The 26,957-nt window shown below is 56.6% G+C and carries 20 protein-coding genes and 15 pseudogenes; 29 read left to right on the top strand and 6 right to left on the bottom strand.

What is annotated here, in order from left to right; translation table 11 throughout:
- Positions 1-6: 6 nt before the first annotated feature.
- A pseudogene (locus SGP1_RS17080) lies at positions 7-1,355 on the bottom strand (SulP family inorganic anion transporter).
- A 258-nt stretch (positions 1,356-1,613) separates the two neighbouring features.
- Positions 1,614-2,701, bottom strand: a pseudogene (gene chaA / locus SGP1_RS17075) (sodium-potassium/proton antiporter ChaA).
- Between the two features lie 486 nt (positions 2,702-3,187).
- On the opposite strand from chaA, the gene SGP1_RS25855 reads away from it, so the two are divergent.
- Both SGP1_RS25855 and SGP1_RS17065 read left to right on the top strand, forming a co-directional pair.
- Positions 3,188-3,358, top strand: coding sequence for a ChaB family protein (locus tag SGP1_RS25855; protein WP_011411816.1), 171 nt, complete (start codon positions 3,188-3,190; stop codon positions 3,356-3,358).
- A 516-nt stretch (positions 3,359-3,874) separates the two neighbouring features.
- The gene (locus SGP1_RS17065; protein WP_011411815.1) at positions 3,875-4,489 is read left to right on the top strand and encodes a gamma-glutamylcyclotransferase; all 615 of its coding nucleotides are present in this window, start codon (positions 3,875-3,877) and stop codon (positions 4,487-4,489) included.
- A gap of 166 nt (positions 4,490-4,655) precedes the next feature.
- Here the strand turns inward: SGP1_RS17065 and SGP1_RS17060 are convergent, their stop codons facing one another.
- Positions 4,656-5,951 (bottom strand): acyltransferase family protein, encoded by a 1,296-nt coding sequence (locus tag SGP1_RS17060; RefSeq protein WP_011411814.1) that lies wholly within the window; start codon positions 5,949-5,951, stop codon positions 4,656-4,658.
- An 88-nt stretch (positions 5,952-6,039) separates the two neighbouring features.
- Here SGP1_RS17060 and SGP1_RS36730 point away from each other — a divergent pair.
- From SGP1_RS36730 to SGP1_RS17045, 4 genes and pseudogenes are all read left to right on the top strand, one after another.
- Positions 6,040-7,441, top strand: a pseudogene (locus SGP1_RS36730) (inverse autotransporter beta domain-containing protein).
- Complete coding sequence (locus SGP1_RS35290; RefSeq protein WP_279379402.1) at positions 7,438-7,566, top strand: hypothetical protein; 129 nt, start codon at positions 7,438-7,440, stop codon at positions 7,564-7,566. The pseudogene SGP1_RS36730 and the gene SGP1_RS35290 overlap by 4 nt, the downstream one beginning before the upstream one ends.
- A 404-nt stretch (positions 7,567-7,970) precedes the next feature.
- A complete protein-coding gene (spy, locus tag SGP1_RS17050) occupies positions 7,971-8,438 on the top strand; it encodes an ATP-independent periplasmic protein-refolding chaperone Spy (protein ID WP_011411812.1) in 468 nt (155 codons plus the stop codon).
- Between the two features lie 297 nt (positions 8,439-8,735).
- A complete protein-coding gene (locus tag SGP1_RS17045; protein WP_011411811.1) occupies positions 8,736-9,395 on the top strand; it encodes a LysR family transcriptional regulator in 660 nt (219 codons plus the stop codon).
- 73 nt (positions 9,396-9,468) lie between these two features.
- On the opposite strand, the gene nadE is transcribed toward SGP1_RS17045, so the two are convergent.
- On the bottom strand, positions 9,469-10,293 hold the full coding sequence (gene nadE, locus SGP1_RS17040; protein WP_011411810.1) for an ammonia-dependent NAD(+) synthetase: 825 nt from the start codon (positions 10,291-10,293) through the stop codon (positions 9,469-9,471).
- Positions 10,294-10,527: 234 nt separating this feature from the next.
- On the opposite strand from nadE, the gene osmE reads away from it, so the two are divergent.
- The 3 genes and pseudogenes from osmE to SGP1_RS28085 all read left to right on the top strand — a co-directional run.
- Complete coding sequence (osmE, locus tag SGP1_RS17035) at positions 10,528-10,866, top strand: osmotically-inducible lipoprotein OsmE (RefSeq protein ID WP_011411809.1); 339 nt, start codon at positions 10,528-10,530, stop codon at positions 10,864-10,866.
- A 655-nt stretch (positions 10,867-11,521) separates the two neighbouring features.
- A pseudogene (locus tag SGP1_RS17030) lies at positions 11,522-12,602 on the top strand (efflux RND transporter periplasmic adaptor subunit).
- 1 nt (position 12,603) lies between these two features.
- Positions 12,604-13,726: pseudogene (locus SGP1_RS28085) on the top strand (efflux RND transporter permease subunit); the annotation flags it as partial.
- 293 nt (positions 13,727-14,019) lie between these two features.
- On the opposite strand, the pseudogene SGP1_RS28080 reads toward SGP1_RS28085, so the two are convergent.
- Positions 14,020-14,292, bottom strand: a pseudogene (locus SGP1_RS28080) (transposase); the annotation flags it as partial.
- A 233-nt stretch (positions 14,293-14,525) separates the two neighbouring features.
- Here SGP1_RS28080 and SGP1_RS30130 point away from each other — a divergent pair.
- The 20 genes and pseudogenes from SGP1_RS30130 to SGP1_RS28055 all read left to right on the top strand — a co-directional run bounded on the left by SGP1_RS30130 (position 14,526) and on the right by SGP1_RS28055 (position 25,777).
- Positions 14,526-14,720: a hypothetical protein gene (locus tag SGP1_RS30130; protein WP_148203564.1), complete on the top strand. Its 195-nt coding sequence runs from the start codon at positions 14,526-14,528 to the stop codon at positions 14,718-14,720.
- A gap of 436 nt (positions 14,721-15,156) precedes the next feature.
- Positions 15,157-15,936, top strand: a pseudogene (locus tag SGP1_RS17020) (DNA cytosine methyltransferase); the annotation flags it as partial.
- Positions 15,927-16,052 (top strand): hypothetical protein, encoded by a 126-nt coding sequence (locus SGP1_RS35285; protein ID WP_279379474.1) that lies wholly within the window; start codon positions 15,927-15,929, stop codon positions 16,050-16,052. The pseudogene SGP1_RS17020 and the gene SGP1_RS35285, both read left to right, overlap by 10 nt.
- A gap of 788 nt (positions 16,053-16,840) precedes the next feature.
- Positions 16,841-17,460 (top strand): annotated as a pseudogene (locus SGP1_RS28075) (replication endonuclease); the annotation flags it as partial.
- Positions 17,457-17,606, top strand: a pseudogene (locus SGP1_RS28070) (phage virion morphogenesis protein); the annotation flags it as partial. The pseudogenes SGP1_RS28075 and SGP1_RS28070, both read left to right, overlap by 4 nt.
- A gap of 214 nt (positions 17,607-17,820) precedes the next feature.
- A complete protein-coding gene (locus SGP1_RS36725) occupies positions 17,821-18,441 on the top strand; it encodes a phage baseplate assembly protein V (RefSeq protein WP_424141124.1) in 621 nt (206 codons plus the stop codon).
- A 2-nt stretch (positions 18,442-18,443) separates the two neighbouring features.
- Positions 18,444-19,336: pseudogene (locus SGP1_RS17000) on the top strand (baseplate assembly protein).
- A pseudogene (locus SGP1_RS16995) lies at positions 19,329-19,802 on the top strand (phage tail protein I). Before SGP1_RS17000 ends, SGP1_RS16995 begins: the two co-directional pseudogenes overlap by 8 nt.
- A gap of 7 nt (positions 19,803-19,809) precedes the next feature.
- A pseudogene (locus SGP1_RS36720) lies at positions 19,810-20,076 on the top strand (phage tail protein); the annotation flags it as partial.
- Between the two features lie 204 nt (positions 20,077-20,280).
- A pseudogene (locus SGP1_RS34195) lies at positions 20,281-21,117 on the top strand (phage tail sheath subtilisin-like domain-containing protein); the annotation flags it as partial.
- Positions 21,095-21,526 carry a phage major tail tube protein gene (locus SGP1_RS16985; RefSeq protein ID WP_243466078.1) on the top strand — a complete coding sequence of 144 codons (432 nt, stop codon included), beginning with the start codon at positions 21,095-21,097 and terminating at the stop codon, positions 21,524-21,526. The pseudogene SGP1_RS34195 and the gene SGP1_RS16985, both read left to right, overlap by 23 nt.
- Positions 21,527-21,762: 236 nt before the next feature.
- Entirely contained in the window at positions 21,763-21,888 is a 126-nt protein-coding gene (locus SGP1_RS35280; protein WP_279379473.1) for a hypothetical protein, read from the top strand.
- A gap of 123 nt (positions 21,889-22,011) precedes the next feature.
- Complete coding sequence (locus SGP1_RS30875) at positions 22,012-22,164, top strand: hypothetical protein (protein WP_158302374.1); 153 nt, start codon at positions 22,012-22,014, stop codon at positions 22,162-22,164.
- A gap of 68 nt (positions 22,165-22,232) precedes the next feature.
- Positions 22,233-22,742, top strand: coding sequence for a hypothetical protein (locus SGP1_RS16980; RefSeq protein ID WP_011411032.1), 510 nt, complete (start codon positions 22,233-22,235; stop codon positions 22,740-22,742).
- A complete protein-coding gene (locus tag SGP1_RS16975) occupies positions 22,739-22,960 on the top strand; it encodes a hypothetical protein (RefSeq protein ID WP_041866881.1) in 222 nt (73 codons plus the stop codon). The genes SGP1_RS16980 and SGP1_RS16975 overlap by 4 nt, the downstream gene beginning before the upstream one ends.
- 1 nt (position 22,961) lies before the next feature.
- Complete coding sequence (locus tag SGP1_RS16970; RefSeq protein WP_041866880.1) at positions 22,962-23,198, top strand: hypothetical protein; 237 nt, start codon at positions 22,962-22,964, stop codon at positions 23,196-23,198.
- Positions 23,198-23,935, top strand: a complete 738-nt coding sequence (locus SGP1_RS16965; RefSeq protein ID WP_041866879.1) for a hypothetical protein — start codon at positions 23,198-23,200, stop codon at positions 23,933-23,935. The genes SGP1_RS16970 and SGP1_RS16965 overlap by 1 nt, the downstream gene beginning before the upstream one ends.
- A gap of 6 nt (positions 23,936-23,941) precedes the next feature.
- Positions 23,942-24,406, top strand: a complete 465-nt coding sequence (locus SGP1_RS16960) for a phage tail protein (RefSeq protein ID WP_011411031.1) — start codon at positions 23,942-23,944, stop codon at positions 24,404-24,406.
- Positions 24,403-25,489 (top strand): annotated as a pseudogene (locus SGP1_RS16955) (phage late control D family protein). The gene SGP1_RS16960 and the pseudogene SGP1_RS16955 overlap by 4 nt, the downstream one beginning before the upstream one ends.
- Positions 25,490-25,558: 69 nt before the next feature.
- The gene (locus SGP1_RS28055; RefSeq protein WP_011411806.1) at positions 25,559-25,777 is read left to right on the top strand and encodes an ogr/Delta-like zinc finger family protein; all 219 of its coding nucleotides are present in this window, start codon (positions 25,559-25,561) and stop codon (positions 25,775-25,777) included.
- Positions 25,778-26,051: 274 nt separating this feature from the next.
- Here SGP1_RS28055 and SGP1_RS16950 read toward each other — a convergent pair.
- A pseudogene (locus SGP1_RS16950) lies at positions 26,052-26,877 on the bottom strand (MIP/aquaporin family protein).
- Positions 26,878-26,957 lie beyond the last annotated feature (80 nt).

Genomic DNA, 26,957 nt, shown 5'->3' with positions numbered 1-26,957 from the left:
TGTCCGTTAATAATGCAGTACCACCGGCGCCGGCAGGTGTGTTAACGCCTGCGGCAGGGTGCTGCAAAATGACAGCCGGCCGGGGATTGGCAGGACATTGGCGCGCGCCAGCGTTTTTAACGGCTGAAACGGAATATCGGTCACCAGCACATGCTGGCCCGCGGGCAGTCTGTCGCAGAACTGCATGAAGGCCTGCAGTCCGCCGGCATCCAGTACCGGCACCGTATCCCATTGCAAGATGAGGTATTTATCCTCGGGCGTTAGCGCACTGAGCTCGGCAAAGATACGCTCGGCGGCAGCAAAGAACAGCGGGTCGTTGACGCTTACCATCCGCGTCGCCGGCAGGTCACACGGCAGCTCGGTCAAACGGGTCATGCGGCGCATAAACAACAGTGACGCCAGCACGATCCCAACGGTAATAGCGATAACCATATCGAACAACACGGTCAGCGACATGCACAGCAGCATAACAATGATGTCGTCTTTCGGCGCCCGTCGCAGCAGATAAATGACCTTATGCGCTTCGCTCATGTTCCAGGCGACCAGCAGCAGTAAGGCTGCCATGGTGGATAACGGCAACCAGGAAAGCGCGGGGGCCAGCACCAGCAGCGCCAGCAACACCAGCAGGGCATGCACCAGCGCCGAGACGGGGGAAGTGGAGCCGGCGCGCACATTGGCGGCGGATCGCGCGATGGCGGCCGTCGCGGTAATGCCGCCGAAAAACGGAGCCAGCACGTTGCCGATGCCCTGGCCGATGAGCTCATTATCAGATTGATGCTTTTTACCGGTCATACTGTCCAGCACCACGGTGCACAGCAGCGATTCAATCGCCCCCAGCAGCGGCCAGTAAATCAGTACCCCAAGAGTCACAATACCCACCAGCGTATCGGCAACAGTAAACATGGGCAGCGCCGAGAGCAGGCCTGCCACTTTGCCAAGATAATGTTCCGGCAGCGAGGCGGTATGCAGACCAAAGAAATCTTTGATCTGCATGGTGCTGATAGTAATGGCGATACCTGAGGTAAAGCCCAGCGTGACCGGCAGCGGAATAAATTCGATCAAGCGGCCAAGACGCGCCAGCCCCTGATAATCAGCAGTAATCCGGACATCAGTGTGGCAATCAGCAGCCACGCCAGCCCGAATTGCTGCTATACCGGGTAGAGGATTACCACGAAAGCTGCGGTCGGACCCGACATGCTGAACCGCGAGCTGCCGCAAAGGGCGATCGCGATCCCCGCAACGGCGGAGGTATACAGCCCGTATTGCGGCGCCACCCCGCTGGCAATCGCCAGAGCCATCGCCAGCGGGATGGCGATAATGCCGACGGTGATGCCGGCGATGATATCTTTGAGCAGGCGTTGCGAGGTGTATCGCTCCTTCTAGCACGCACCAATAAGCGCGCTGAAAGGGCGTATGCCGGAGAAAAAATGCGTCTTCATTAACTCAGTAAATCAAAGCAGGAAAAACGTCGGCCGGCCGTTGAGATGAACTCCTACCATACGCCGAGCGGCAGCAAAAAAACCAGCACCAAATCAAGGCAGAAGGAAAAAAGTGAACCACAGCCGCATTGGGGCGATGCGGAAGGCGCCGCAGGCGAGGGCGGTGAGCGCAGGTTACAGCATAATTGTCATCAGATAAGCGACAAACAGCGCCAGATGGGCGGCACCGTTCAGCACATTGGTGCGTCCGGTGGAGAGAGAGACCTGGCACACTATCAGCGCGGTTAACATGACTACGATTTGCGGCAGCGACAAACCGAACGTCAGCTGATTGCCGGTGAAGATGGCGATAAGCGTCACCGTCGGCACCGTCAGAGAGATGGTCGCCAGAATCGAACCGAAAAACAGATTCATCGCCCGCTGAACCTGATTGGCCAACATGGCGCGGATGGCGCCCAGGCCTTCGGGAGAAAGGATCAGCAGCGCCACCAGGAAGCCGGTCACCTGTTTCGGCGCATTGATAGCGGTCAGCAAATGATCGAGCGGATCGGCATTGACTTTGGTTACTGCGACCACCGCGATAAGGTGAATGATGAGCTACGCGCCGTGCCACAACGACCCATGGGCAGAGGGTTTGCCGTGCGGATCCTCACCGTCTTCGTCCTCATGCTCATAGATAAACCATTTCTGGTGCGTGCGTGTCTGGATCAGTAAAAAAACACCATACATGGCGGCGGAGACGGCGCCGGCAATCAACATTTGCGCGACGGTGAAATTCCCCCCCCCCCCCCGGCAGCGCGGCGGGAAAGACTAGCACGATAACCGCCAGCGGCATGATCGCCATCAAATATTGTTTGATGCCCGCCAGATTGAGTGACTGGGTAGCGAATTTACTGCCGCCCAGCAGCAACGAGAAACCGACCAGGCCGGTCGTTACGATCATGATGACCGAGTACAGCGTGTCGCGCATCAGCGCCGGTGGCCATCAGCGCCGAGATGAGGCTGACTTCAAGAATGACCACGGACAGGGTGAGTATCAACGAACCGAGGGGCTCACCCAGGCGATGCGCCAGCACGTCGGCGTGGCGCACCACGTTGAAGGCGCTGACCAGAATACCGAGCAACGCCAGCAGATTGATCACCACCAGTGCACCTAATCCTGTAGCGGTGCCCCAGAGGCTGAGCACGCTAAGCGCGGCCAGAGGGAAAAGCAGGCTATATTCTTTATGGCGGGTCTTAACCGCGGGGGTGGTAGACGTCATGGTTGGCGCTCTCTCCTGAATAAAACGCGGGATCTCTTGCCCGCGATGCCGCCACGAGCGCGTACCGGTGACCATTACCGGCAGCGATAAGTTTAACATAAAGCCAATCGGGCCAGGGTGATATTTGCATAAATTGACGTTTAGGCCAAGAAATGGCGTAAGAGGGCTATAACTTTTATTGTAAAATAATGTTCATTAACATATATTTGATTATATAGACTTTTTCCATTTATTTTTGACATTACAGTGATAAATATTGTCAATATCTTGCCAAATAAGGCGCTTTTTGGCCTATGATGAATGAAGTAAATGTGGGTCAGTTAAGAAAAATCTGCTTGCGTGGCAAAACGAGCAATGAACTTCCCAGCGACAGCACCGGGCGTCAATGAGGGAGCACTGACTGGGCCATCTATGGCGCCGTACCCGCCGACAGACGGGGACCCGCCACCTATACTGAATAATGCCAATGTATATCAATGAGGCTGTATGCTCTATCAATCCAATTCGTCTTTGCCGGACAGCGTTACCGGGTGCTTGCCCAAGCACGCGCAAGATATTTATCGCGAAGCCTTCAACAGCGCCTGGGATCAGTATAAGGATGCAGCCGAGCGCCGCGGCCACGAATCGCGCGAGGAAGCAGCGCACAAAGTTGCCTGAGCGGCCGTGAAACATAAATACCAGAAAGGGGATGACGATCGCTGGCATCCCAAAAAGGCCGTTTCAGGGGCTAAACAATAACGCATAGACTCTGCGGAGGGGGCTGGGCCAGCCCCCGCAAATTGTCGCTTGCGACATCCCGCGGTTGACCGTGGTTTTGTCTCGGTCTTAGGCCTCGGCTGTATGAGCGAGCCGCAAGAAAATGGCTTAACCGCGCGGCCACGATGACCGCTGAGAGCCATCAAGGTGAGCCGCCAGACGCGATCATCCCCTGCTGCGGCAGTGCTATTCGCTCCTGTTGGCGTTGTTAGGCTGTCCTCAGCGGCAACAAGGGCGCCATTATCGATTTTTATTCTAAATGTGACTCGCTTCAAACTTGATTGCGGCGCTGGAAACACATATGGTCATATTGTTGATAATTTAATTATGAGCAATAGAACTTAAGAATATTGTTGCGCATTGGTGGCAAAGCTTTGCCGCCGCGTTTGAGTGTGATTGCCAGGAGAAAGTAAGCTATTGTTAAAGCGAGACTTTTTACAGAAAGCGGATTGTAAAACGGCCTTCGGCATTATCGATGAATCGCTGCTGTTGACGCCGGAACAACGGCGGGCATCGCTGGCGTGTATGCTGAGGCGCCGGCCGGATAATAGCCCGGTGTGGGTTTTCGGCTACGGGGCGCTGATGTGGAACCCCATCTTTGAAGCGGAGGAAGTGCGTCCGGCCACGCTCGCGGGCTGGCATCACGCATTCTGTTTGCGTCTTATCTCCGGTCGCGGCACTACGGCGCAGCCGGGACGCATGTTAGCGTTAAAAGAGGGCGGTCAGACCACGGGGCTGGCGTTTCGGCTGCCCGAAGCGCGGTTACATGAAGAGCTGGAGATGCTGACCGGCTGCTATATTCCCACCTGGAGTGAATTAACGCTCGATAGTCGTGACAGTGTCACCACACTGGTCTTCGTCATGGATCCTTGCCACCAACGCCAGTATCTCTTCGCCCTGGAGCAAGAGCTGAACAATTACGGCATGCAGAATGAGTGTATGGTGGAATTGGTCAAGCAGGTGCGCCGGCTGATTCAGGGGCGGGCGGCGGTGAACCAAACGCCGCGGGATGAACCGCCGCTTGCGGTATAGCTCCGCGCTACATAAGAGATGCCGCCGCAAAGGGCGGCGGCCCCAGGAGGCCATGCCGCAAACGCAGACATCTCCATGCGACACTGCCGTGTCTTAGCTGACGCCCTCGCGCTCCCAGCTTCCGTTAGGGTTCTCTGGCTGCCATCTGGTGCCTCTGCGTGCGCAATCAGGATCCGCTGGTTTTTATCGCTGTTTTGCCGGTTCGCGCCGTAGCGGGGGTGATAAAGCGGGCCACCAACCGTTTTCTGACCCGCACCACAAATTGCTCCTGAAACAGCACACACACCGTCACGGTCAGTATCAGAAACAAGGCATAGCCGGTCAACGACAGCTGCACGTTGGCGGCTGCCGCCACGCAGTCGCTCCACTGGTTAAGGCACTGTCCGGGAGCGCCCCGCACCAACTGTTCCACTGTCATGAACAAATTGTACAGCGGCACATGCAGGGCGAACATGGACAACGAGGCCGCGCCGAGGCGGGGTGACCAGTGGCGCAGCCAGGCACTGTCCGGATTGCGCGCCAGCGCGCACAGATAGAGAAGCATCAACTGCGACGGCAACAACAGACCGTTATGCAACAGGAAGTACCAATATTTGGGGCCGTGGGTAAACAGCACGGTGGCCGTCAGGAAACACGCCACGATAAACAGGACCATGGCTCGGCGTGCGCTAGCCGACAGCACATGCCCTGCTTGATGTATCCGTTTGAAGAGGGCGTAAGCCAGGATGCCGCCGAAAAACTCCGGCACGCGAAACAGCGGCAGACGCTGCAGCAGTCCGGTATATGGCATGCCAAACTGTTGCTGCCAGATAACCCATACCGGCGGCAGCAGATAGGCCAGCATGCAGATCCCGAGCCAGAGCCAGGGATTGCGCACATTCATCAGCCGCGGCGCTGCCCAGGGGAACAATAGGTAAAAGAAAAACAGCGCCGACAGCGACCAAAGCGGCGCATTAAACGTCAGAAAATAGGGATTCCACGCCTGCAGCATCAAGAGCTGCAGCACGCTGTTGAACGCCAACTGAACATTATCCATGTAATGGCGGAACAGTTCCGGGTGGGTCTGGCCCAGCACTTCATTGGTGTCATAAACCACAAACCGGATTGTCGCGCCGGGGCCTTCGGGCGGTATTGCCAGCCATTGCATGAGGGTGACGACCAGCATGGACGACAGCAGCGCCACAATGTGAATGGGATATAGATTGAACAGCCGTTTACGCCAGAAATTGCTGGCCGGTTCGCGCAGTCTACGGCCGCGTACATATACGTGGGCCAATAAAAATCCGGACAGGGCGAAGAAGGCGCTGGTGGCGAAAAAGCCCATACTGGTCAGCTCGCTCAGCCCGAACACCGCTTTGAATTGCGGATAGTGATGGGCGGTATGATAAATCATAACGTAACAGCCAAGCAGGAAGCGTAGCCACTCCAGGCCGATAAACCGTTCCTTTTCCAGTTGCGTCATTTTTCCTTCTCCGGGCTGTAAGCATCAAATACGGTAACGGACAGGTCAAACATATAGATATTTAGCAGTATATTTCTTGTGGTTTAGAATGGTAAGTCATCTCACTGTCTATGCCCATTCTGAATGTGTTAGAGTAAGCGTTATCGGGTTACTTTATGAGCAGTCCGGCAACTTGCCGGTCATCAAAGCAACGGCCACAGCGGCACAGCGGCGAACAGAGAGACCCATGAACGTCTTTATACCAAACCGGCGGCTTCGCGCCGTCACGTCACCTGTCATTATGAGAGTTTTCTTAGGCACCCTGGCGGGTAACGCCTTCTTCTGTTCGCTCCCCGCCGCCGCGTGGGTAACCCAGCCGGAAAATGACGCTGCGTTGCTAAGCCAGCAGCAAGCGCTGCCTAATCTTGGGAGCGCAAGTGTAAACGAAAGCGGTACGGAAAAGAAGTTGGCGACGTTAGCGCGACAAATGGCGGAAGTCAACCAGGATGAAAATACCGATCAGACCTGGCGCAGTTATCTGCTGGGGGAGGCGAAGGATCGCGTGTTGGACCGATTGCAGCAAAAGAGCGAAGCGTTGCTGTCTCCCCTTGGCTACACGACCGTCACCCTTGACGTGGATGAACGCGGTCGCTTTAACGGCAGTTCTGGTCAGTTATTGCTGCCGCTGGTCGATCAGAAAACGCGCGGTCTGACCTACAGTCAACTAGGGTTGCAGGGCGTCGATGACGGCGTTGTCGGCAATATGGGCCTCCGCCAACGCTGGAACGCCGGGCGCTGGCTACTGGGCTACAACGTATTTTATGATCAATACCTGAACCAGGATGCGTCGCGTCGCGGCAGCATCGGTGCGGAAGCGCGCAGCGATTATCTCACGCTGTCCTCCAACTATTATTACCCTCTGTCCGGTATGCATGCCGCCAATGATGACGAAGATGAGCTCTTACGCATGGCCCGGCTACGATATCACCACCCAAGGATATCTGCCGTTTTATCGCCAGCTGGGCGCGTCGGTAAAATACGAGCACTATTTCGGCCAGCGGGTAGATCTTTTCGATAGCGGTAATTATCGCTCAAATTCGGCAGCGGTGGAGCTCGGCGTAAGCTATACTCCCGTGCTGCTCATGACGTTGTCCGCTAAACATAAGTTGGGGGACGGCGGCGAAAGCGCGGAACAGTATCAACTCACCCTCAATTACCGCCTTGGGGTCCCGCTGCATAGGCAACTGTCGGCGGATTACGTCGCAGAGGTGCACTCGTTGCGGGGCAGCCGTTATGACCTGGCGCAGCGCACTGCGGTGCCGGTGCCGGAATTTAAACAGCGCAAAACCCTGTCGGTATTTCTGGCGACGCCGCCCTGGTCGCTACAGCCGGGAAGCTCATTGGCGCTCGAAGTCCAGGTTTCGGCGCGTTACCCTCTGACCACGGTGAGCTGGCAGGGCGATACCCAGGTGCTAAGCCTGACGCACGTAACGAGTACCGCCTATCGGTGACGGTGGAAGATGAGAAGCAACAACGGGTAACCTCCAACTGGATAGTGTTAAAACTTAGCGCGCCGCTGCAGGCGGTCGCCCATCCCGACGAAGTGTTAATGTTTCCTGCCGGCGACGCGACATGAGTTAATGTGACTTTCGGCGCGTCGCCATAGCACGAAGGTGAGCGTTGCTACTGGCGCGGGAAATAGGGGTTGGGGTAAAAAGCGATGGAATGTATTCCTTTCCTCGCGGTGGTGAAATAGCACAGACGAAACAGCAGGGGGGATGAATATTGTTGGCAATGCCTGAAAATCGCGCTACTTTATCTTAAGGCTCAATGCGAAGCGCTTCATTAAATATCACAACGGTTTTATAGCCTATTCTCCATTTTTTCTTCATTATTGCGCATAAATTGAGTGATAGGCTTTAACATATTTACTCAGGCTCGTACTACTTGAAGTTAACTCGCGTAAAGTTATTCTTGTAATGCACGCCACGGTGTTTGATTCTTGCCGAGGCATACAGGTAAAAATAATGAGGAAATATCATGCGTAAATTAACTGCTTTCGCTCTGGCCATTACAATGATGTTAGGTATCGTCCAGCTTGCTTCCGCCGCCGATACGGCCACGGCGCCGGCCGCATCGGAGAGCGCAAAAATGTATCATCATCCGAAGCACGGACCGATGATGGAACAAATGTTCAAAGGCTTAGATTTGACGACCGCACAGCGGGAACAGATGCGTGATATCGCACGCGATGCGATGAAAAATATGAAGAAGCCATCGGCTGATGAACATAAACAGCTCCATGATGTCATCGCTGCCGATAATTTTGACAGTAGCAAAGCGCAGGCACTCGTCACCAGCATGACGCAGGCGCAAAATGAGAGAATGCTGGCCCATCTGGAAATGCAGAATAAAATGTATAATGTCCTGACGCCGACGCAGAAACAGGAATTCAATAAGAAATTTGAAGAGCATCAAACGAAAATAATGGAACACGGAAATAATTAATTCCACCAAGATGTCATTATTCCATCGCAGCCTGAGGCTGCGATTTTTTTTACCTGAAAATCCTGGGCGCTGGCCCAACGGATATGTTTCTGGCGGTAGTCCTGCGGGTGCACTGTTCAAGGGCCATAAATTCTCTTATTATGCGGGAGAGAAGGTCGATACCGGCATTCGTCTCAGACCGTCGGCCTGGAGCGCCAACCATGCGGTTACGTCATATCGAAATCATTCACGCCATCATGGCGTCCGGCAGTATCAGCGGCGCGCCGGCTTAATGTCTCGCAGCCCAACATCAGCCGCGTGCTGGCCCATGCCGAACAGCAACTCGGTTTCGCCTTGTTCGACAGGCTGCCTTCCAGCCTGCAGCCCACGCCGCGGGCACAGCGGCTAATGCCGGAAATCGAACAGCTTTATCTGCATTTGCAGCGTATCGACCAGCTTGCCCAGCGTTTGCGCGAACCGCAGCCGCAGCAGTTGCGCATCGGCGCTGCGCATGCGATGGGTCAAGTTTTTATGGCGCAGGTACTGATGGACTACCGTCGTCTGGCGCCGCCGCTGTCGGCGGAGGTAGAATTGGTGACCGGTCATCAGGATACCCTATGCCAGGATCTGCTGGCTGAACGGCTGGATCTGGTGCTGGCGTTTGGTCAATCGGTGGCGCCGGGCCTGACGGCAGAAGTGCCTTATCGTGCCGATATGGTGCTAGCCGGCGGCGGTGTGGGGATTGTCGATACGTTTACCGCCAGCCGCTACGCCGCGCAGTTGCAGGTGGTCGCAATCCAGGAGGCGCTGCCGTTTGAGGTGCAGTGGCTGACAACCGCGTCTCAGGCCGCCGAACCAGCGGTGTTGCTGATGCGCAGCATCATTAGCCGGCAACGGGAACCGTGGCGTGATGCGTTGCATTGTGCTCGGACACGGGACGTGAGGGCAGGCTGGTGGCAGCCTTCCCGTGGGATGTAAGCCCCGGCATGACGCACAGGCAAGATATCGCGGCAACGTGCCGGCGCACGGCTGTCCACGCCTCGGCTGTGTGCTATTTCCAGAAATCGTCAAAGACCGTCACCGGTGGGTGGCGCTTGTGCTCGGTGCGCAGATACCAATTTTCAATCACGCGCGCTGCGGCAGCATCGATGGTTTTGCCTTCCAGATAATCATCGAGCATCTCGTAAGTGACGCCCAGCGCTGTTTCATCCGGCAATGCGGGGCTCTCCTCCTCCAGATCGGCAGTCGGTGCTTTCAGATAAAGATGCTCAGGGCAGCCGAGGTGCTGCAATAGGGCGCGACCCTGCCGTTTATTCAGCCGAAAGAGGGGATTGATATCGGTACCGCCATCACCGTACTTGGTGAAAAACCCGGTCACCGCCTCCGCGGCATGATCGGTACCCACCACCAGACCAGCGGTCATGCCGGCAATGCTGTATTGCGCTTTCATGCGTTCGCGGGCTTTTTCATTCCCTTTGACGTAATCGCTTAATACGATACCCGCCTCGCTCAGGGTCGCTTCGCTGGCCTGGATGGCGCTTTTGATATTGATTGTGATCACCCGGTCAGGCTCGATAAACGCAATCGCGTCCTTGCAGTCCGCTTCGTCTTTCTGCTCGCCGTGGGGCAGGCGAACGGCGATGAATTGGTAATCGGCAATGCCGGTTTCCTGCCGCAGTTCGCTAATGGCCTGTTGGCAGATCTTGCCCGTCAGCGTCGAATCCTGGCCGCCGCTGATGCCCAGCACCAGGGTGCGCACAAAAATATGCTTTTTCAGGTAGGCTTTGAGAAACTCCACGCTGACCCGAAATTCGGCCGCCGGGTCAATCGTGGGTTTCACGCCCAGCGCCGCTATTATTTCTTGCTGTATTGCCATTCGCTTTGTCTCCTGAAACGTAAAGCTACGGATATTGCAAACGTCATGGTGAGGGTGATGCCAAAAGTGTAAAGCCTAACGCTTAGAAGAGAAAGCGTTACCCGTCTACGATGACATTATCCGTTCCCACCCTTGGCGTTTATCAAAAATAAGCACCAAAATGAACGACCTATTTGAAAAAATGCGTTTTGGCATCTAGGCTTACTGATACACACAATGAATGAGGTAACCTCGATGAGTAATAAAATGGTTCTGGCTCTTTCCGCCGCTGCGGCGATTTCTTTCCTTTCCGGCTGTACCGCTTACGATCGCGCCGACAGCTATGTGAATAAGCCTGTCGTCAGCGATGTGAAAAAAGGCATGACCAAAGAGCAGGCGCGGGCCATCGGTGGTGTGCCGGCGACGTCCTCGACCATGATTAACGCGCGTGGGACCTGTGATTCTTACGTACTGGGCAACCGTAACGGCAAACCCATCAATTATTTCGTCAGCTATGATGAAACCGGTAAGGTCCTGAATAAAGGGTTCCAGAGCTGCCAGGAATACGACACCAATCCTCAGCAGGGCCAATAAATCTGCCCATGACGGACTTGAGTGCGCAGCGCTATCTTCCGCTTTGCCCCAAGGCGGCGTAACAGCAACGGGTCAAGTTAACTGAGGCTTTAACGCTGTCGTACTGACGTATAACGTTGGCTGCTGGATCGGGTCGACGTCCTGCAACAGGGGATTTAGCCCGTGCCCCCCGGTGGGGGTCACGCGGCACACGCACTGCACGCTTTAGCGCATTATCCCGGGCAAAATCCAAACGCGTTGCTGCCCCGTCGCGATCAGGGTACGCCTCGTCGCTCAGCGGCGGGAGGCGCTATCGCGTCAACGCCTTCGACGGTTAACCACTCCCTAGCGACGGTCAACCACTTTCGCACCTAAACGACGGTTAACGGTCCTTGGCGGTAGACGTTACTTCCACGCTGATTCTTGGTCGTCACCGACAAGCGCCATCGCTTCACGCTAAGCGGGTCGTTATCAACGCCCTCCCTTGTCCCTCGTCTCGCCAGGTCGTCCCCCGCGGACAGACGCGCATGACGTTCCACCACTCGGCATCGGCCGGGATGTTAAGAAACATGTCTTCGTAACAGGTATTTTCGTTTTTTTTTACCTATCGGTCCCCTCGGCACGTTAGTGCCCGCAGGTATAATGAGAGTGAACATTCATTATGGTATTAGGCGCGATGTCTCTCTTAAGATTTTTGGCGGTAGGTCTGATATTTTTCGTCGTGGCCTGCGATCGGCAACCGGAAGCCAGTCCCGACGATGTGGTAACCGAGGTGGGTGTGAAAACGTTGCAGGCTCAGCCGGTTACGTTGATCAGCGACTTGACCGGTCGGGTAAAAGGTAGGCTGGTTTCTGAGGTTCGCCCCCAAGTGGACGGTATCATTCAAAAGCGGCTATTTACCGAAGGCGATGAGGTCAAGGAAGGGCAGGCGCTGTATCAAATCGACCTCGTCAGCTACCAGGCCAGCTATGATGAGGCGCTGGGGCAATTGAAAAATGCCGTCGCGGTGGTGAACAGTAGCAAACTTAAGGCGCAGCGCTATGCGGCGCTGGTTAAGGAAAACGTCGTCTCCCACCAGGACGCCGATGAAGTGGCGGCCACATGGCAACAAAATGTCGCCGCGGTGGATCAATATCGTGCCGCGGTACAAAGCGCGCGTATCGATCTGCAACGAACGCTTATCAAAGCGCCTATTTCCGGCCGCATCGGGATATCGTCGGTTACCCCCGGCGCTCTGGTAGAAGCCAATCAGTCCGACGCGCTGGCCACGATCCGCGCGCTGAATCCTATCTATGTCGATCTTACCCAGTCCAGCAGTCAGCTGTTGCAACTGCGCCGCCAGCAGGCGTCGCTGAAGCAGGAAGGCGACACGGTACCGGTGAAGGTCACGCTGGAAGACGGCTCGCGCTACCCGCATACCGGTAAACTGGAACTGATCGAGGGTGGCGGTGGATGAGGCAACGGGCACCGTCACGCTGCGCTCTATTGTACCCAATCCCCAGCAGGGCATAACCCGCGATGCCAAAGGTAATGCGACCGCTCTGGTGGTCGGCAACTATAACAAAGTGGCCAGCCGTCAAGTGACCGTCGATCGGGTTATCGGCAGTCGTTGGCTGGTCAGCGCAGGATTGCAGGCGGGCGATCAGGTGATCGTGGAAGGCACCAGCAAAGTCCAGGTCGGGATGACGGTGAAGGCGGTTGAAACGGACACGTCGTCCAGCGCCGCGCAAGCGACCGACGATCGCGGAGGAGAGTGACATGTTGGCTGGTTTTTTCATCCGCCGCCCGGTTTTTGCCTGGGTGATTGCCATTATTATTGTGCTGTTTGGTCTGTTAAGCATCAACACCCTGCCGGTGGCTCAATATCCGGACGTGGCGCCACCGCAAATTACCATTGAAGCTACCTATACCGGCGCCTCGGCAGAGACGCTGGAGAGCAGCGTGACGCAGGTTATCGAGCAGCAGCTTACCGGCCTTTGACGGGCTGTTGTATTTTTCGTCCACCAGCACGGCCTTCACCGGCCAGTCTAAAATTACCGTCATCTTTGAACAGGGCACCGATCCGGAATTGCGCAGGTCCAGGTGCAAAATAAAATCCAGCAGGCGGAAAGCCGGCTGCCGGATTCGGTCACGGCGCAGGGGGTCACGGTGGCGAAAGCGTAGTCCGACTTTCTGCTTATCATGACGCTTTATGATAACGCCAATAAAAGCACCTCCTCGGACGTGGCGGATTACCTGATAAGCAACATGCAAGACACTCTGGCGCGCGTACATGGTGTCGGGGATGTGCAGGTGTTCGGCTCTGAATATGCGATGCGCATCTGGCTCGACCCGGCGAAACTGGCGGCGTATTCCCTCATGCCATCCGATGTGGAAACCGCCCTGGAAAGCCAAAATACCCAGGTCTCCTCGGAGCAAATAGGGGCGCAGCCCACCGGTAAAGAACAACAACTGGTGGCAACGGGACGCGACGGCGAAATCCATGGAGGAAATTACCGGCGCTCTTATCGGCATCGCCTTGGTCCTGTCGGCGGTATTCCTGCCTATGTCGTTTTTCAGCGGGTCGACCGGGGTCATTTACCGACAGTTTTCCATCACCATTGTGTTTTCCATGATTCTGTCAGTGGTGGTGGCGCTGACCCTGACGCCCGCGCTATGCGCCAGCTTTCTCAAGCTGCATGATGACGAGCATAGCGAAAAGGGGTTTTTCGGCGGCTTTAACCGTTACTATAACGCGCTGCAAGCGCGCTACGAAAATCGCGTCGGGCATGTCATCCACGGCCCGGTCCGTTATCTGCTGCTGTATGCGGTTTTGCTTTTGGCCTGCGCCGTGATGTATCTGCGTTTGCCCACCGGCTTTCTGCCGACGGAGGATCAAGGGTACATCATGGTGCAATACTAACTGCCGTCAGGCGCTACGGATAGTCGAACGCAACAGGTGAGCCGCGAGATCCAGCAGTACTTCCTGCCAAAGAAAAAGACAACATCAACGTCGGCATGTTGGTGAACGGTTTTAGCTTTGCTGGCGGCGGTCAGAACGCCGGGGTGGGTTTTATCGCCCTGAAAAATTGGAGCGATCGTCAGGGAGCGGCAAACACGGCGGACGCCATCGCCCAACGGGCGATGAAACAATTTGCCAGAGTGTGCGCCAATACGCTGCCGGATTAGCCAGTTCCAGCTTTTCTGAGCAGACTGGAGCAGCTTAAATACCATTGACAGGGTGGTTTTTCTCGAACCACACTTCTTTGCGCGTCTACTTCGTAGCCTCACAGTCGCAAAAGCCGATTCAATCGGCTTTGTCGTTCTTATTGATGCCCAGTGCTCTGACGGGAAGTCGTAGAATGCCAGCAGTTCTTTTCGATCTTTCTCCAGCTTCTTCATCGCTGCAGGATACTTCGCTGAAAACCTTGCCAACAAAACATCAAAAGCGTCATTAGCGGCATCGCGGCTATTTCGAGGAAATGCACCGTGCAATTAAATACCAGTTTCACTGCATCTGGGATTCAATGCGAGCCAGAGAATACTGAAGAAAGCGACTTCCAGAAATGGATATCTTTGTACTGGCTGATGTTTTAACGGACTTATACAGTGTCACAGGACATGCATACAAGGAAAGACACGGACTAAAAGAATAATTACCACTGAATGACTTATATTGCTACTCTTTTTTAAGGTAAGAAATGATGATATTACAATGTTTATGGTGGATGAATTATTTAGTGCCGGTACTCCTGTTATTTATTGCGCTGCCGCTCTCCCTCTGTGCGGTCATTATCGATATCAGGGAAAGCAGGCAGCGCAAAGATGACCAGATACGCGCCAAAGCCCACCGAAAACATGCGGCAAGGCATGTCAAAAAAGTTTATCGGGGATAAAAAGGAGTCGGTCATGAATCATTTTTATGCCGACTATATGAATGAAGCATTACGACACGGGCACAGGATGATTACACCTATTTTTATGTTGACCCACAACAGTCTTACGCACAGGCATTTATTGCCGGAATAGAAAAGGATTTGAGGCGGCGCATAAAGTGGTTAATGGAGAATCACACTGATGGCTTAGTGCCACAATAATTTATTACCCGCCATTAAAGTGAAATAAAAAAGGCGCATGGCGCTAGGGCTTCATACGGCCTTAATAAAGGAGAACTTACCATTGTGGTGCTTTCGGGCAGCAATACCCCCAGGGTTTTACGTTTCACTATACGCATGCCCATTACAGCATCGCCGCCAGGGGGGCCAGTCTTGGTAAGGCTGGGAAAGTGATTGCCACGCTGTCCGCTCCCGGCACCTGTACGCAGGAGGCGGCATGAGTCGCGGTGCCTGGTACAACGAGATTGACCCCTTTGTTGCGCAGTGGCTCCGAAACCTGATTGTCGCCGGTCATATTGCGCCCGGTGATGTTGATGAACGCTCAATTGAGGATGTGAACCCCGATGACTTGCGAGACTACACGCAGTGCCATTTCTTCGCCGGTATCGGCGTCTGGTCGTATGCCCTGAGTAACGCCGGCTGGCCGGACGACAGTCCCGTATGGACAGGTTCCTGCCCCTGCCAGCCTTTCAGCGCGGCAGGCAAAGGAGGCGGGTTTGATGACTAGCGGCACCTGTGGCCTACGTTCCATTGGCTCATCAGCCAGTGCCGCCCTGAGTGCGTGTTTGGCGAACAGGTTGCAGGCAGCCATGCAAATATCTGGTTCGACCTTGTACAGGCTGATCTGGAGGCCATGGACTGCGCCTTCAGGTGTGTGCCGTTTCCGTCTGCGGGCGTCGGTGCCCCGCACATCCGCGACCGCGCCTACTGGGTGGCCTACGCCGACCACGCGGGACTGGAAGGACGGTTACGAATGCCTGAACGTTCCCCTGAATGCGTTGCTGGGCCGCGTAGTGTGGTTAGCGGGCTGGCCGACGCCGAAAGCGTTGGACGAACAAATGGCGAGGCACAGCCGAGAGGCGGCAGTCCGTTTTTCGGAGCGACCCCGCAAATCGTCCGAACTGGGAATAGCGGTACTACTGACCGAGCCCATGCGAATAACGGCTTCTGGCGAGAGGCTGACTGGCTCTTGTGCCGGGATGGAAAGTGGCGGCCACGCTGTTTGTCCACGCTTTCCGCGCCGGCGTGACGGAAGGGAAGCCTGATATGTCACAGTCCAGCGCCGTCATCCGGTTGCAGAAAATGATTGAGCTGACGGAGGGCGAGGAATGACCGATTACGACGCTTTACTTAAAGCCGCCTTTGAGGTGTGGGCCGGCAAACGCCATTTTGATCTCACAGAGTTGTCGCCACATATTATCGATAACCTGGGCGATGATATTAATCACTATCAGCACCCTGAGACCACTCTGGTTTTTACCTGCTTCCGCGCCGGTTTTGATGCAGCTGACGCGCTGTTGCCGGGGTTTTATGAAGGGCTGGGGAAGTTGCCTGATATGCCGCAGTCCAGCGTCGTCTATCCCTGGAACAATAAGCCCCTGCTGCCTATTGAGCGGTGCATCCCGACCCATGAGGAAATGCGCCTTACCGAGCTTCGCCGCGAGGACACTCTCCTGGCGAAAAAGCAGGTTGACGACCAGCTGGAAACGGTGAGTTCCAGTATTTACTGGCGCTTTGACCAGCGCGAAAAGCAAAAGGGCTTTGACAGCGCCCGCCGCTGGCTAACCGAGTCCGTGGTTAAGGTGATGTTGCCGCGCATTGCGTGTGCAAACGCCGGCTACCGCCTGAATGAAATAGCAGACGACGATTTCCGGGCGCTGTTTGGCGACCGCGCAACCCAATCCCCCCAGCATAATGGCGTGGTGGCCTTTTTACGCCTGCGCACCCAGCGTCAGCGTCTGCCCGACCTGGACAGTCATGCGCTCAAGTCCCTGGCGAACGACGCCGCCCATGTTGCCGCCACGGAAGTGGCCCGCCTGACCCACGCGCAGTGCGATAAAAGCGAATGGCGCATCGTCTATGACCACCTGGCCCACATTGTTCATCTGCTGGGCCTACAGCCGCCGCTCTGGCGCAAGCTAGAAAAATGTTTTGTTCCCTTTGATGCCCAACCGGCCATCAGACGAATGTGTGATGCGCGGTGGTGGCTGAACAGCCTGCGCCGTACCGCCAACGAGTGGCGCAAATGCATGGCGCTGGAAGATGGAGAGGGTAACCGTATCAGCCTGATGGATGGCTATGCCGCCAGCCAGGCCAATCCCGCCATCCGACGGACTGAACTGATGGTGCGTATAAGGGGTTATTTACTGATATTTGCCCGCCTGGAAGACATGCCCCGCATCCTGGAAATCCTGCGCGACTATGCCACGGCGGCAGACTGCGAAGAATTACGCAGCGCCGTCGCGGCAAACGCCCGATTTGATGCCAAAGCCATTGACCCGGAAAAAGGCAGCGCCACCGCCTGGGTTTCACGCTGGGGCATTCGTCAGTTTCAGTTTATCGGGTGCATTCCCGTCACCGTCTGGCGGGAGCTGCGCTGCCTGAATGACAGCGAAACCGCGCACGGCCTGAGCGTGGAATTTGCCGCCTGCCACGATGCGGCCAACGCCCCGACTGGGCCGGGTATGTCAATGCACAGGGTGGGCCACTGGTCAAGCGTTATGATCTGGCGGTGCGCACCTGACGAGGGTGCATCATTATGGCTTGCGCGATCGCATCAGCCGACACGGCCCGACGGTACGCTATGCCCGTCGTCAGCTGCTGGGCTTTACCGACGCCGACCGTGACTGGATAGCCGATCTGGCGCTGGCCCACCTCGCCCGATAGCCGCCTTGTAACGCCCCTGACACAAGCCCTACCTCGTGCCGCGCCCCCCCCCCCCCGACGCGGCACACTGACAGATGAAAACTGCACTCGCTGACATTAAACGCCTGCTGGCCAACCTGATCCGCTTAGGTGTCGTCTCCCGCGTGGACACCACCACCGGCCGCTGCCGGCCGTCTTTTCCGACATCCACTCGGCGCCCTCCGCCGCGCCGGATGTGGTACACCTGACGTTCCCGGATGGCGCGGTGATGGAATACGATCCGGACACCGGCGCACTGACGGCGCGCGGCATCAAAACCGCCCAGATTCAAGCCAGCGAATCGGCCGCGGTGACGACCCCCATAGTCCTGGTGACCGCCAGTGAGCGTATCACGCTCGATACGCCGGAGGTCGTTTGCACCCAGCATCTGCGCGCCCGCACTCTCAGTATCACCGAGGGCGGCACGATGCAGGGCACCCTCACCCACAGCGGCGGTAGCCTGACCTCCAACGGCGTGACGCTGGACAGCCACCGGCAAAGCGGCGAGGGGCTGTCCGATATGGCCCATCTGCGCCAGTCAGTGGCTGATATCCTGCAAACGCCCACCGGTAGCCGCGTTATGCACCGGGACTACGGCTCGACACTCTTTGCGCTGATTGACCAGCCGCAGACGCCGGCATTAAGGCTGCAAATCATGGCCGCTCTCTACGGCGCGCTGCTGCGCTGGGAAGATCGCCTGACGCTCACCCAGCTCCGGCTATCCAGCGCGGCCAGCGGAAAAATGACGGTTGACCTGGTGGGACAGCGTACCGATACTGCCGCACCGCTCACCCTGACGCTGCCCTTAGGAGGATAACCGTGGCGACCATCGATTTAAGCCAGCTTCCCGCGCCCAACGTCATTGAGTCCCTCGACTTTGAGACGCTGTTTGCCCAACGCAAGGACAGCCTGATAGCCCTTTATCCACCAGAGCAGCGCGAGACGCTGCAGCGTACGCTGCGCTATGAATCCGAGCAGCTGGTTAAGCTGTTGCAGGAAAACACCTACCACGAGCTGTTGCTGCGTCAACGCATCAATGAGGCTGCACAGGCGAACATGCTGGGCTACGCCACCGGCACCGACCTCGATCAGTTGGGCGCCAACTATAACGTCCAACGCCTGGTCATCACACCGGCGGATGACACCCAACTTCCGCCAACGCCGGCGGTGAAAGAAAGCGATCGGGATTTTCGCCTGCGTATCCAGCAGGCGTTTGAGGGACTGAGCGTCGCTTACCAGTTCCACGGTCGCAGTGCCGATGGCCGCGTCGCGGATATCTCTGTTATCAGTCCGCAGCCCGCCTGCGTGACCGTTTCGGTACTTTCCCGCGAGGGCGACGGCACCGCCAGCGCCGAGTTGATAGCGAAAGTTGCCGCCGCCCTGAATGCCGACACCGTGCGCCCGGTTGCCGACAGGGTGACCGTGCAATCCGCGCGCATCGTACCCTATGAGGTGGAGGAGGCCTCCATCTGTTACCGGGACCGGAAGCTGGCCCCATCCGCCAGGTGGCAGAGCAACGGCTTGACGCCTACGCCCGCGACCAGCATCGGTTGGGGCGGGATATCCGGTTGTCCGCACTCTATGCCGCCCTGCATGTGGAGGGCGTGCAGCGCGTGGTATTAACACGCCCCGAGGCGGATATCGTGCTGGATGCCACCCAGGCGTCATACTGCCAACGCCATACACTGACCCTGGGAGGCAGCGATGCATAACGGTCGTTTACTGCCGTCAGGCTCGACGCCGCTCGAAGTGGCGGCTGCTGCGGCGTGCGCCCAGCTGGCACAACTACCTGTCCCGCTGCGTCAGTTGCTCAACCCACAGACCTACCCGGTGAATTTGCTGCCGTATCTGGTGTGGGCCTTTTCCGTTGACCGTTGGGATGAAAGCTGGCCGGAGGCGGCCAAGAGTCAGGTGATTGCCAGCAGCCATTTCATTCATCGCCACAAGGGCACTATCAGCGCCTTGTGAAGCGTGGTAGAGCCGCTGGGCTACCTGATAGAGGTGCGCGAATGGTGGCAGCTGAACGAAACGCCCGGCACGTTTCGCCTGATTGCGGACGCAAAACCCGTCAGCCGCCACATGACCGGGCTGTCGGTCAATCTCGACGTTAACGGCCAACTTCCGGTCGCCGTCGGCAGCTATGATGGCGATATCCTGACCGTGAGCATCACATCATGAGCATCAAATTTTTTGGCATCCTGACCCACTAGGGTGCGGCGCGGCTGGCGAACGCCGCCGCGCGGCCCTCAATCAACTGAGCGTTGACCCGCTTAACGGCAACCAGATCATTACCGAGCAGGTTATCCCGGAAAATGAGGGCGGATGGTGGATAAGGGAAATGGGCCTGTTTGACAAAGACGGCACCCTGATAGCGGTAGCCAACTGCCCGGAAAGCTACAAACCCCAGATGCAGGAAGGCAGCGGGCGCACCCAGACCATTCGCATGATCCTGATCGTCAACAGCACCGAGGAACTGGCGCTGAAGATTGACCCGTCCATCGTGCTGGCGACGTGGCACTATGTGGATGATGGCGTTATCGAGGTGAAAGCCTATGCCGATACGCTGATGAAAGCCCATCTCAATCATGCCGATCCGCATCCACAGTATGCGCCCAAGGCCAGCCCGGTTTTCACCGGCACACCGATTGCACCGACGGCCAAAACCTTTCCGCTCAATACGCCGGTATTGCTGACCGACGTGCTGGACGCCAGCGGCAAGGCTGGCAATAAAGGGACACTGGCCCGCGCGCTGGATGCTATCGCCGCCCAGGCTAAACCGGTCACTGTGGTAGTGTGTGTTCCCCAGGGCAAGACCGAAGCGGAAACCACCACCCATATCATCGGCGGCGTCACCGCCGAGGGCAAAAAAACCGGTATCAAGGCGCTCTTGGCCGCACAGGGCCAGCTCGGCGTCAAGCCGCGTATTCTCGGTGTGCTGGGGCATGATACCCAGGCGGTCGCTGCCGAGTTGCTGGCCGCCGCACAGCGCCTGCGCGCCAAAATCGATGAGCAGACCGGCGCTGGCATAAAACCCTGTCCAATGTCGGCGTTAATGGCGTCACCGGCATCAGCGCGGATGTGTTCTGGGATCTGCAGGACACAGGCACTGACCTGCTGAACCAGAACGCCGTCACCACGCTCATCCGCAAGGACGGCTACCGTTTTTGGGGCTCGCGCACCTGCTAGGATGATCTACTGTTCCAGTTTGAAAGTGCCACCCGTACCGCCCAGGTGCTGGCCGATATCCTGGCCGAGGCGCAAGATGTGGGCCGTTGACCAACCGCAACATCCCTCGCTATGGCGGGATGCGTCCGCCAACGACAAGGAAACGCTCAGGGCGGGCAAGCTGACGATTGATTACGACTATACGCCGGTACCGCCGCTGGAAAACCTGGCGTTACGCCAGCGTATTACCGATCGTCATCTGATGAACCTCACCCCAGGGTGTCAAAGGTTAAATGGAGGAGGCCATGGCCTTACCACGCAAGTTTGAAGCGTATCGCGGTGCCGGCATGGGCGGCGCGGTGAATGTTGATATGGGGCTCGAAGACGGCGAGCTAGATGCAGAAATCACCCTGGGTGGTATCGATCCGCAGATTTTCCGCCAGTGGGCTATTACGAAGGCCGACGGTATCCCGCTGCGCTTTATGGGCAGCTACCAGCGTGACGACACCGGCGAAATCATCGCCGCTGAGGTGGTGATGCGCGGCTGTTTCGCTGAATTTGATTTTGGCAACCATAAATACGGCGACAACACCCAGACCAAGCTCAGCGTCAAAAACGTTTATTACAAACTGAACCTAGGCGGCGAGGTGTTGATTGAAATCGACACCCTCAATATGGTGGAAGTGGCCGGCGGTGACGATCGCCAGGCCGAACACCGTCGCGCCATTGGCCTGTAATACAGAGGAGACCGTACCATGAAAGACATCACCGTCCCGGAAACAGCGGAGATCCAGGCACTAAAACAGAAGCCCGTCACCCTTGAAGTGCCTATCACGCGCGGCAAAACCTGTATCAGCTGGCGGCTATCCTGAAGCTTTTTTTGTGCCGAACTCGGCCCTGTCCGCTTCCCCGACAGACTGACGGTCGACGATTTAATGGCGGCATCAGGCCCTGATCCGCAGTGGAGCGGTTGATGAGTGATAAAGACCTTCACCTCCAGGTAATATTAAGCGCGGTAGACAAGCTTACACGCCCGTTTAAGGCCATGCAGGCCAGCAACAGGACGCTGGCGTCAGCGGTAAAATCCGCCAAGGACTAACTGAAACAGCTGGAGAAGCAGTCAGGCCAGCTGCAAGGGTTCGTCAAAACCAAACAGCAGGCCGCCCAGGCCGCTAGCGCGTTACGCGCCGCCCGCGACCAGGCCAGCCGTCTGGCGCTCGCCATGAAAAGCACCGACGCCCACGCCACTCGCCAGGTCAGGCAATTTCAACAGGCCCGCGCGGCCGTCGCGCAACTGCAGGCCAGGTACAGCACGTTGCAGACAGTCAGTGCACCGCCCTGCAACAAAGCGGCATCGCCACCCGTCAACAGCTGACGCCCAGCGTGCCTTAAAATTCCGCACCGCCGAGGCCAATATCCATCTGGCTACCCAGCAGCAACGCCTTGAACAGCAGGCCGCCCAATAAAAGTGGGTTAACCGATACCCGCAGCCGTTACCATCAGGCACTGGGGGTATGCAACCAGCTCGCCAGCACCGGCGCGGCCATGGCGGTCACCGGCGGCGCCACACTGCTGGGCATGAAACCGGCGTTAAGCGAAGCGGCGGCCTATAGCCAGCATGTGCAGTGTTTCAGGGCGCAGGGAGTCAGTGAGCTGCAAGTACGAAATGCAAAGGACTTTGTCGCCAGCCATCCTGTGCTGGGCAACAGTCAAACGGAATTAATGAAGTTATACACGGAATCATGGGCCATCACCCGCGACCCGCACCACACTCAGGATGCCACCGTGCAGCTTGCCCGCGCAGAAACCGCTATCAAGATGCTGGGCAATCAAGGTTTGCTTACCCCTGAGCAGACCGAAAGTTTCAATCAGCTGTCTTACGCCATGCTGAAGAACGCCGAGCTGCGCAACGAGATCCGAAACGGCTCGCCAGCTTTATCAATGAATCGGTGAAGGCGTTTGCTGTCACACAAACCATGGTGACGCCGAAGGATACCAATGATTTTATGAAGCGCGGCGGCTCAGCAACCAAGGATATCGACAGAAGCGAATATTTTTATGCCTTCGGGCACTTAATCCAGGAAATGGGCGGCGAGTACACCGGGAACACCCTGAACTCTGCCCGGCGTAACTGGATTGGCAAGAGCATTACCGAGCGCAGCAAGGATTGAGATGGATCGCATCGGGCTGATTAAAAATACCATCTACTCCAAAACCGGCCATGTCAAGGATTTTAACCTGGTTAACCAGGAAAAATTCATCAAAACGCCGTTTAAATATTTAATGGAAGAGGTGGTGCCTTTTCTCTGCTGTCCAAGGCGATACGGCGTACTGCCACGGCGGGACGTTTGCTTCTGGTGGGTACCCTTCGGCATATTGGTACTGCCATTGTCTGGCTGGGGCGCCTGATGTTCGCCAACCCGATCCTGGCGATAATTGGCGTCATCGCCGGTACGGCGGTGCTGATATGGCAAAACTGGGATACGCTGGGACCCAAATTCACCGCGCTATGGGAGTCCGTCAGCCAGACGACGCGGGAAAAATGGCAGGCTATCCAGGATTATTTACAGGCGCTGCCTGGCCGATTTAAGGATTTTGGTACCCGTATCATCGATAGCCTGATGGACGGCATCAATGAAAAATGGCAGGCGCTGAAAAATAAACTGACCTCGCTGACCGACTACCTGCCGGACTGGATGAAGGGCAATACCACCGTGCAGGCGACTGCCGCGCTGCATCCGCTGGCAAACTACGCCGGCGAGCACGACAGGGGCGGGCGTATCCCGGCCGGGCGCTTTGGTCTGGTGGGCGAAGCCGAACCGGAAATCATCAGCGGGCCGGTCAATGTCACCAGCCGCCGCGCCACCGCCAGCCTGGCCGCTGCCGCCCTGATGATGGGCGGTATGTCGTCCGCCCTTGCCCAGGCACCGCTGCATCCTTACAGCCTGCCGGCCAGCCATTATCGCACCCAGCAGGGCAACCAGGCTCCCGCCGGCGGCGTGACCCATATCAGTATTGAGGCGCCCATTCAGATTGTGGCGCAGCCGCACCATAGCCCGCAGGATATCGCGCGGGAGGTGGCCCGCCAGCTTGACGCCCGTGAACGCCAGACCCGCGCTCACAGCCGTTTTGAAGACAGCGAGTAAACAACGATGATGATGGCATTAGGCATGTTCGTTTTTATGCCGCACACCGTGCCCTATCAGGAATTTCAACACCAGATGGCCTGGCGTCACCCGTCCAACAGCCGGATAGGCCGCCGCCCGCAAAGCCAGTTCCCCGGCCCGGATGAAGAAACCGTCACCCTGAGCGGCGTCCTGTTGCCGGAAATCACCGGCGGCCGCGTCTCGTTAATGGCGCTGCAAAAGATGGCGGAAACCGGTAAAGCCTGGTCGCTGATTGAAGGTAACGGGGCTATCCATGGGATGTTTGTGATTGAAAACCTGAGCCGCATCAAAAGCGTGTTTTTTTCCGACGGCACCGCGCGGCGCATAGAATTTACCCTGACGCTTAAACGCACCGATGAAAACCTCAAAGAGATGTTCGGTGACCTGTCGCAGCAGCTGAACGACCTGAGTGGCGCACTCTCCGACACCCTGGGCGGGCTGCTATCATGAGCCTGTCGGCCTTGCTTGATAGCGCCACCGGCGGCCATACCCCGGACTGGCGGCTGAGCGTCGACAGCGTCGATATTACCGGCAACATAGCACACCGCCTGATGTCATTAACCCTGACGGATAACCGGGGCTTTGAGGCGGACCAGCTGGATATTGAACTGGATGACAGCGACCGTAGTCTGCTCTTGCCCCGCCTGGAGGCTAACGTTGCCCTGTCTCTCGGCTGGAAGGAAACCGGGCTGATAAATAAAGGCACCTTCCGTCGATGAAATCGAGCACAGCGGCGCCCCAGACCGGCTGACGATACACGCCCGCAGCGCTGATTTTCGCGCCTCGCTCAACGTCCAGCGCGAAGCGTCCTACCATAACACCACCCTCGGCGATGTGGTGAAAACGCTCGCCGCCCGGCATAAGCTGACGCCGGTGATGAGTCAGGCGATGGCCCGCACCAAACTGGCCCACAGCGACCAGAGCCAGGAATCAGACGGTAGCTTCTTAACGAGACTGGCAAGGGAACATGGCGCAGTGATGGCGGTTAAACAAGGGAAAATGCTGTTTTTTAAACAGGGGCAGAACCAGACCCTGAGCGGTAAACCGCTTCCGGCGCTGACCCTCACCCGCCAGCAGGGCGACAGTCATCAGTTTACACTCGCCGACCGCGACGCCTATACCGGCGTGGTGGCGCACTGGCTTAATACCCGTAAGGTCAAATCCGAGGCGGTCCGCGTCAAACGCAAGCGGAAAAAGCGGTCCACCAACACAGAAAAACAGGGCGACTATCTGATAGGCAGTGAGGAAAACGTGCTGGTTCTGTGCCACACCTACGTCTCAAAGCACAATGCCGAACGGGCGGCCAGAGCGAACTGGGAACGGCTGCAACGCGGCGTCGCCACCTTCTCCATCACGTTGTCACGTGGCCGCGCGGAACTCTCTCCTGAAATGCCGGTCAAGGTCAGCGGCTTTAAACGTGAAATCGACCAGGCCGCCTGGACGCTGGTTACCGTGACCCACACGCTGAATAGCAGTGGATTTACCACCGCCCTGGAGTTGGAGGTGAAAATCGATGCGCTTGAAATGGAATGAGAAAAGCCAGAATGCTATACTGGCGCTACGACCGACCTTAGTCGGGCGCGTATGGAGAGCACTCACGCCATGATGCATTGCCCCCTTTGCGGCCAGGCCGCCCATACCCGTACCCGCCATTACATTACCACCACCAGAGAGCGCTACAATCAATGCACTAACATTAATTGTGGTCACACCTTCATCACGCATGAAACCTTTACCCGTTCTATCTGTGTTCCCCGGCAGATAGAACCCGCCCCACCACACCCAAGCCAGAGCGGCCAGGGAATGCTACAGTTTGGATAGCCCGCCCTAAAAATCATAAGCGTCTGCGATATTTTCAAAAAAAAGCCCCGGAAATCGGGGCCTTTTGGTCAAAGATGGACGTTATATGGACACTGCGAAATTAAATCCTTTTATTTTCAATGCATTGACCTTTAATTTAATGCACCCGAAGGTGGCTTTTTTGTGCACGTCGTGCGCAGGTTTTGGGGGGGAACGGCATATCAGTGGGAAGGGCAGAGAAACCAAAACACCGGCGCATCAGCCAGTACGATGGCGTTCATCAAGGTGTTGTCTGTCAGGTGGTGGTACGGTTTACCACGTTTTCTGTTTTGGCTGCGGGTAAATGACGCCCGATACCATAACGATAAATCGCTGCCCCAAGGATCCCGCCGATAACAGGCGCAATCAGCGGTACCAGGAAGTAGGGAATCTCTCTGCCACCCGTCATCGCAACCGATCCCCAGCCATTGAGGAAGGTGAAGAATTTGGGACCAAAGTCGCGTGCTGAGTTCATGGCAAAACCGGTCAAGGGCGCCGTTTGCTGCGCTGATAACGGCCACCAGCATACCGATCAGAAGGGGCGCAAGCGGCCCTTTAGGAACGCCGTTACCATCATCGGTTAGCGCCATGATGAGTCCTAGCAAAATTGAGCTGATGATGATTTCCACTAATCCCGCCAGCCATACGCTGATGGAGGCGGCCGGATAAGTTGAAAATATACTGGCCAGAAACAGGCTATCCTGGCGGCCTCGTATCATCTGATGAGCATGCTCGTACTCGGCAAACATATTGTGGTAAATCAGATAGGTCAATGCCGCGCCGCAAAACGCGCCGGCCATTTGCACCGCAATGTAGGGCACCACTTTTTGGGGGTCAAAACTGGAAAACATCCATAAGGATATCGTCACCGCCGGATTAAGATGAGCGCCGGAGATACCTGCTGTCAGGTAGACCGCAAGCGCAATGCCGAGCCCCCACACCACGCAAATTTCCCAAAGACCAAAGCTGGCCCTCGCCACTTTTGCCGCACTCAGAACGCTGGTGCCGAAAAAAATAAATAAGCCGGTACCCATAAATTCTGCAATGCAAAGTCCGGTTATCGATTCGTAATATTTACTCATGATGGTTTCCTGTATTAAGCACGGTATTTATCGCTTAACGGTGTAAGAGTGCAAAGGACGTGAAAAATCACTGCATTATT

Origin of the sequence: Sodalis glossinidius str. 'morsitans' (assembly GCF_000010085.1) — a bacterium.
GTDB classification, from domain to species: Bacteria; Pseudomonadota; Gammaproteobacteria; order Enterobacterales; family Enterobacteriaceae; genus Sodalis; species Sodalis glossinidius.
This window is presented reverse-complemented; position numbering and strand designations above follow the sequence as displayed.

Coding starts and splice junctions, on each gene's coding strand:
- osmE (WP_011411809.1), top strand. CDS start 10,528: ATGAGTAATAAAATGGTTCTGGCTCTTTCCGCCGCTGCGGCGATTTCT.
- SGP1_RS28055 (WP_011411806.1), top strand. CDS start 25,559: ATGATGCATTGCCCCCTTTGCGGCCAGGCCGCCCATACCCGTACCCGC.
- SGP1_RS30130 (WP_148203564.1), top strand. CDS start 14,526: ATGATGATATTACAATGTTTATGGTGGATGAATTATTTAGTGCCGGTA.
- SGP1_RS16970 (WP_041866880.1), top strand. CDS start 22,962: ATGGATCGCATCGGGCTGATTAAAAATACCATCTACTCCAAAACCGGC.
- SGP1_RS25855 (WP_011411816.1), top strand. CDS start 3,188: ATGCTCTATCAATCCAATTCGTCTTTGCCGGACAGCGTTACCGGGTGC.
- SGP1_RS17060 (WP_011411814.1), bottom strand. CDS start 5,951: ATGACGCAACTGGAAAAGGAACGGTTTATCGGCCTGGAGTGGCTACGC.
- SGP1_RS35280 (WP_279379473.1), top strand. CDS start 21,763: ATGAGTGATAAAGACCTTCACCTCCAGGTAATATTAAGCGCGGTAGAC.
- spy (WP_011411812.1), top strand. CDS start 7,971: ATGCGTAAATTAACTGCTTTCGCTCTGGCCATTACAATGATGTTAGGT.
- SGP1_RS16985 (WP_243466078.1), top strand. CDS start 21,095: ATGGCCTTACCACGCAAGTTTGAAGCGTATCGCGGTGCCGGCATGGGC.
- SGP1_RS16965 (WP_041866879.1), top strand. CDS start 23,198: ATGTTCGCCAACCCGATCCTGGCGATAATTGGCGTCATCGCCGGTACG.
- SGP1_RS16960 (WP_011411031.1), top strand. CDS start 23,942: ATGATGATGGCATTAGGCATGTTCGTTTTTATGCCGCACACCGTGCCC.
- SGP1_RS30875 (WP_158302374.1), top strand. CDS start 22,012: ATGAAAAGCACCGACGCCCACGCCACTCGCCAGGTCAGGCAATTTCAA.
- nadE (WP_011411810.1), bottom strand. CDS start 10,293: ATGGCAATACAGCAAGAAATAATAGCGGCGCTGGGCGTGAAACCCACG.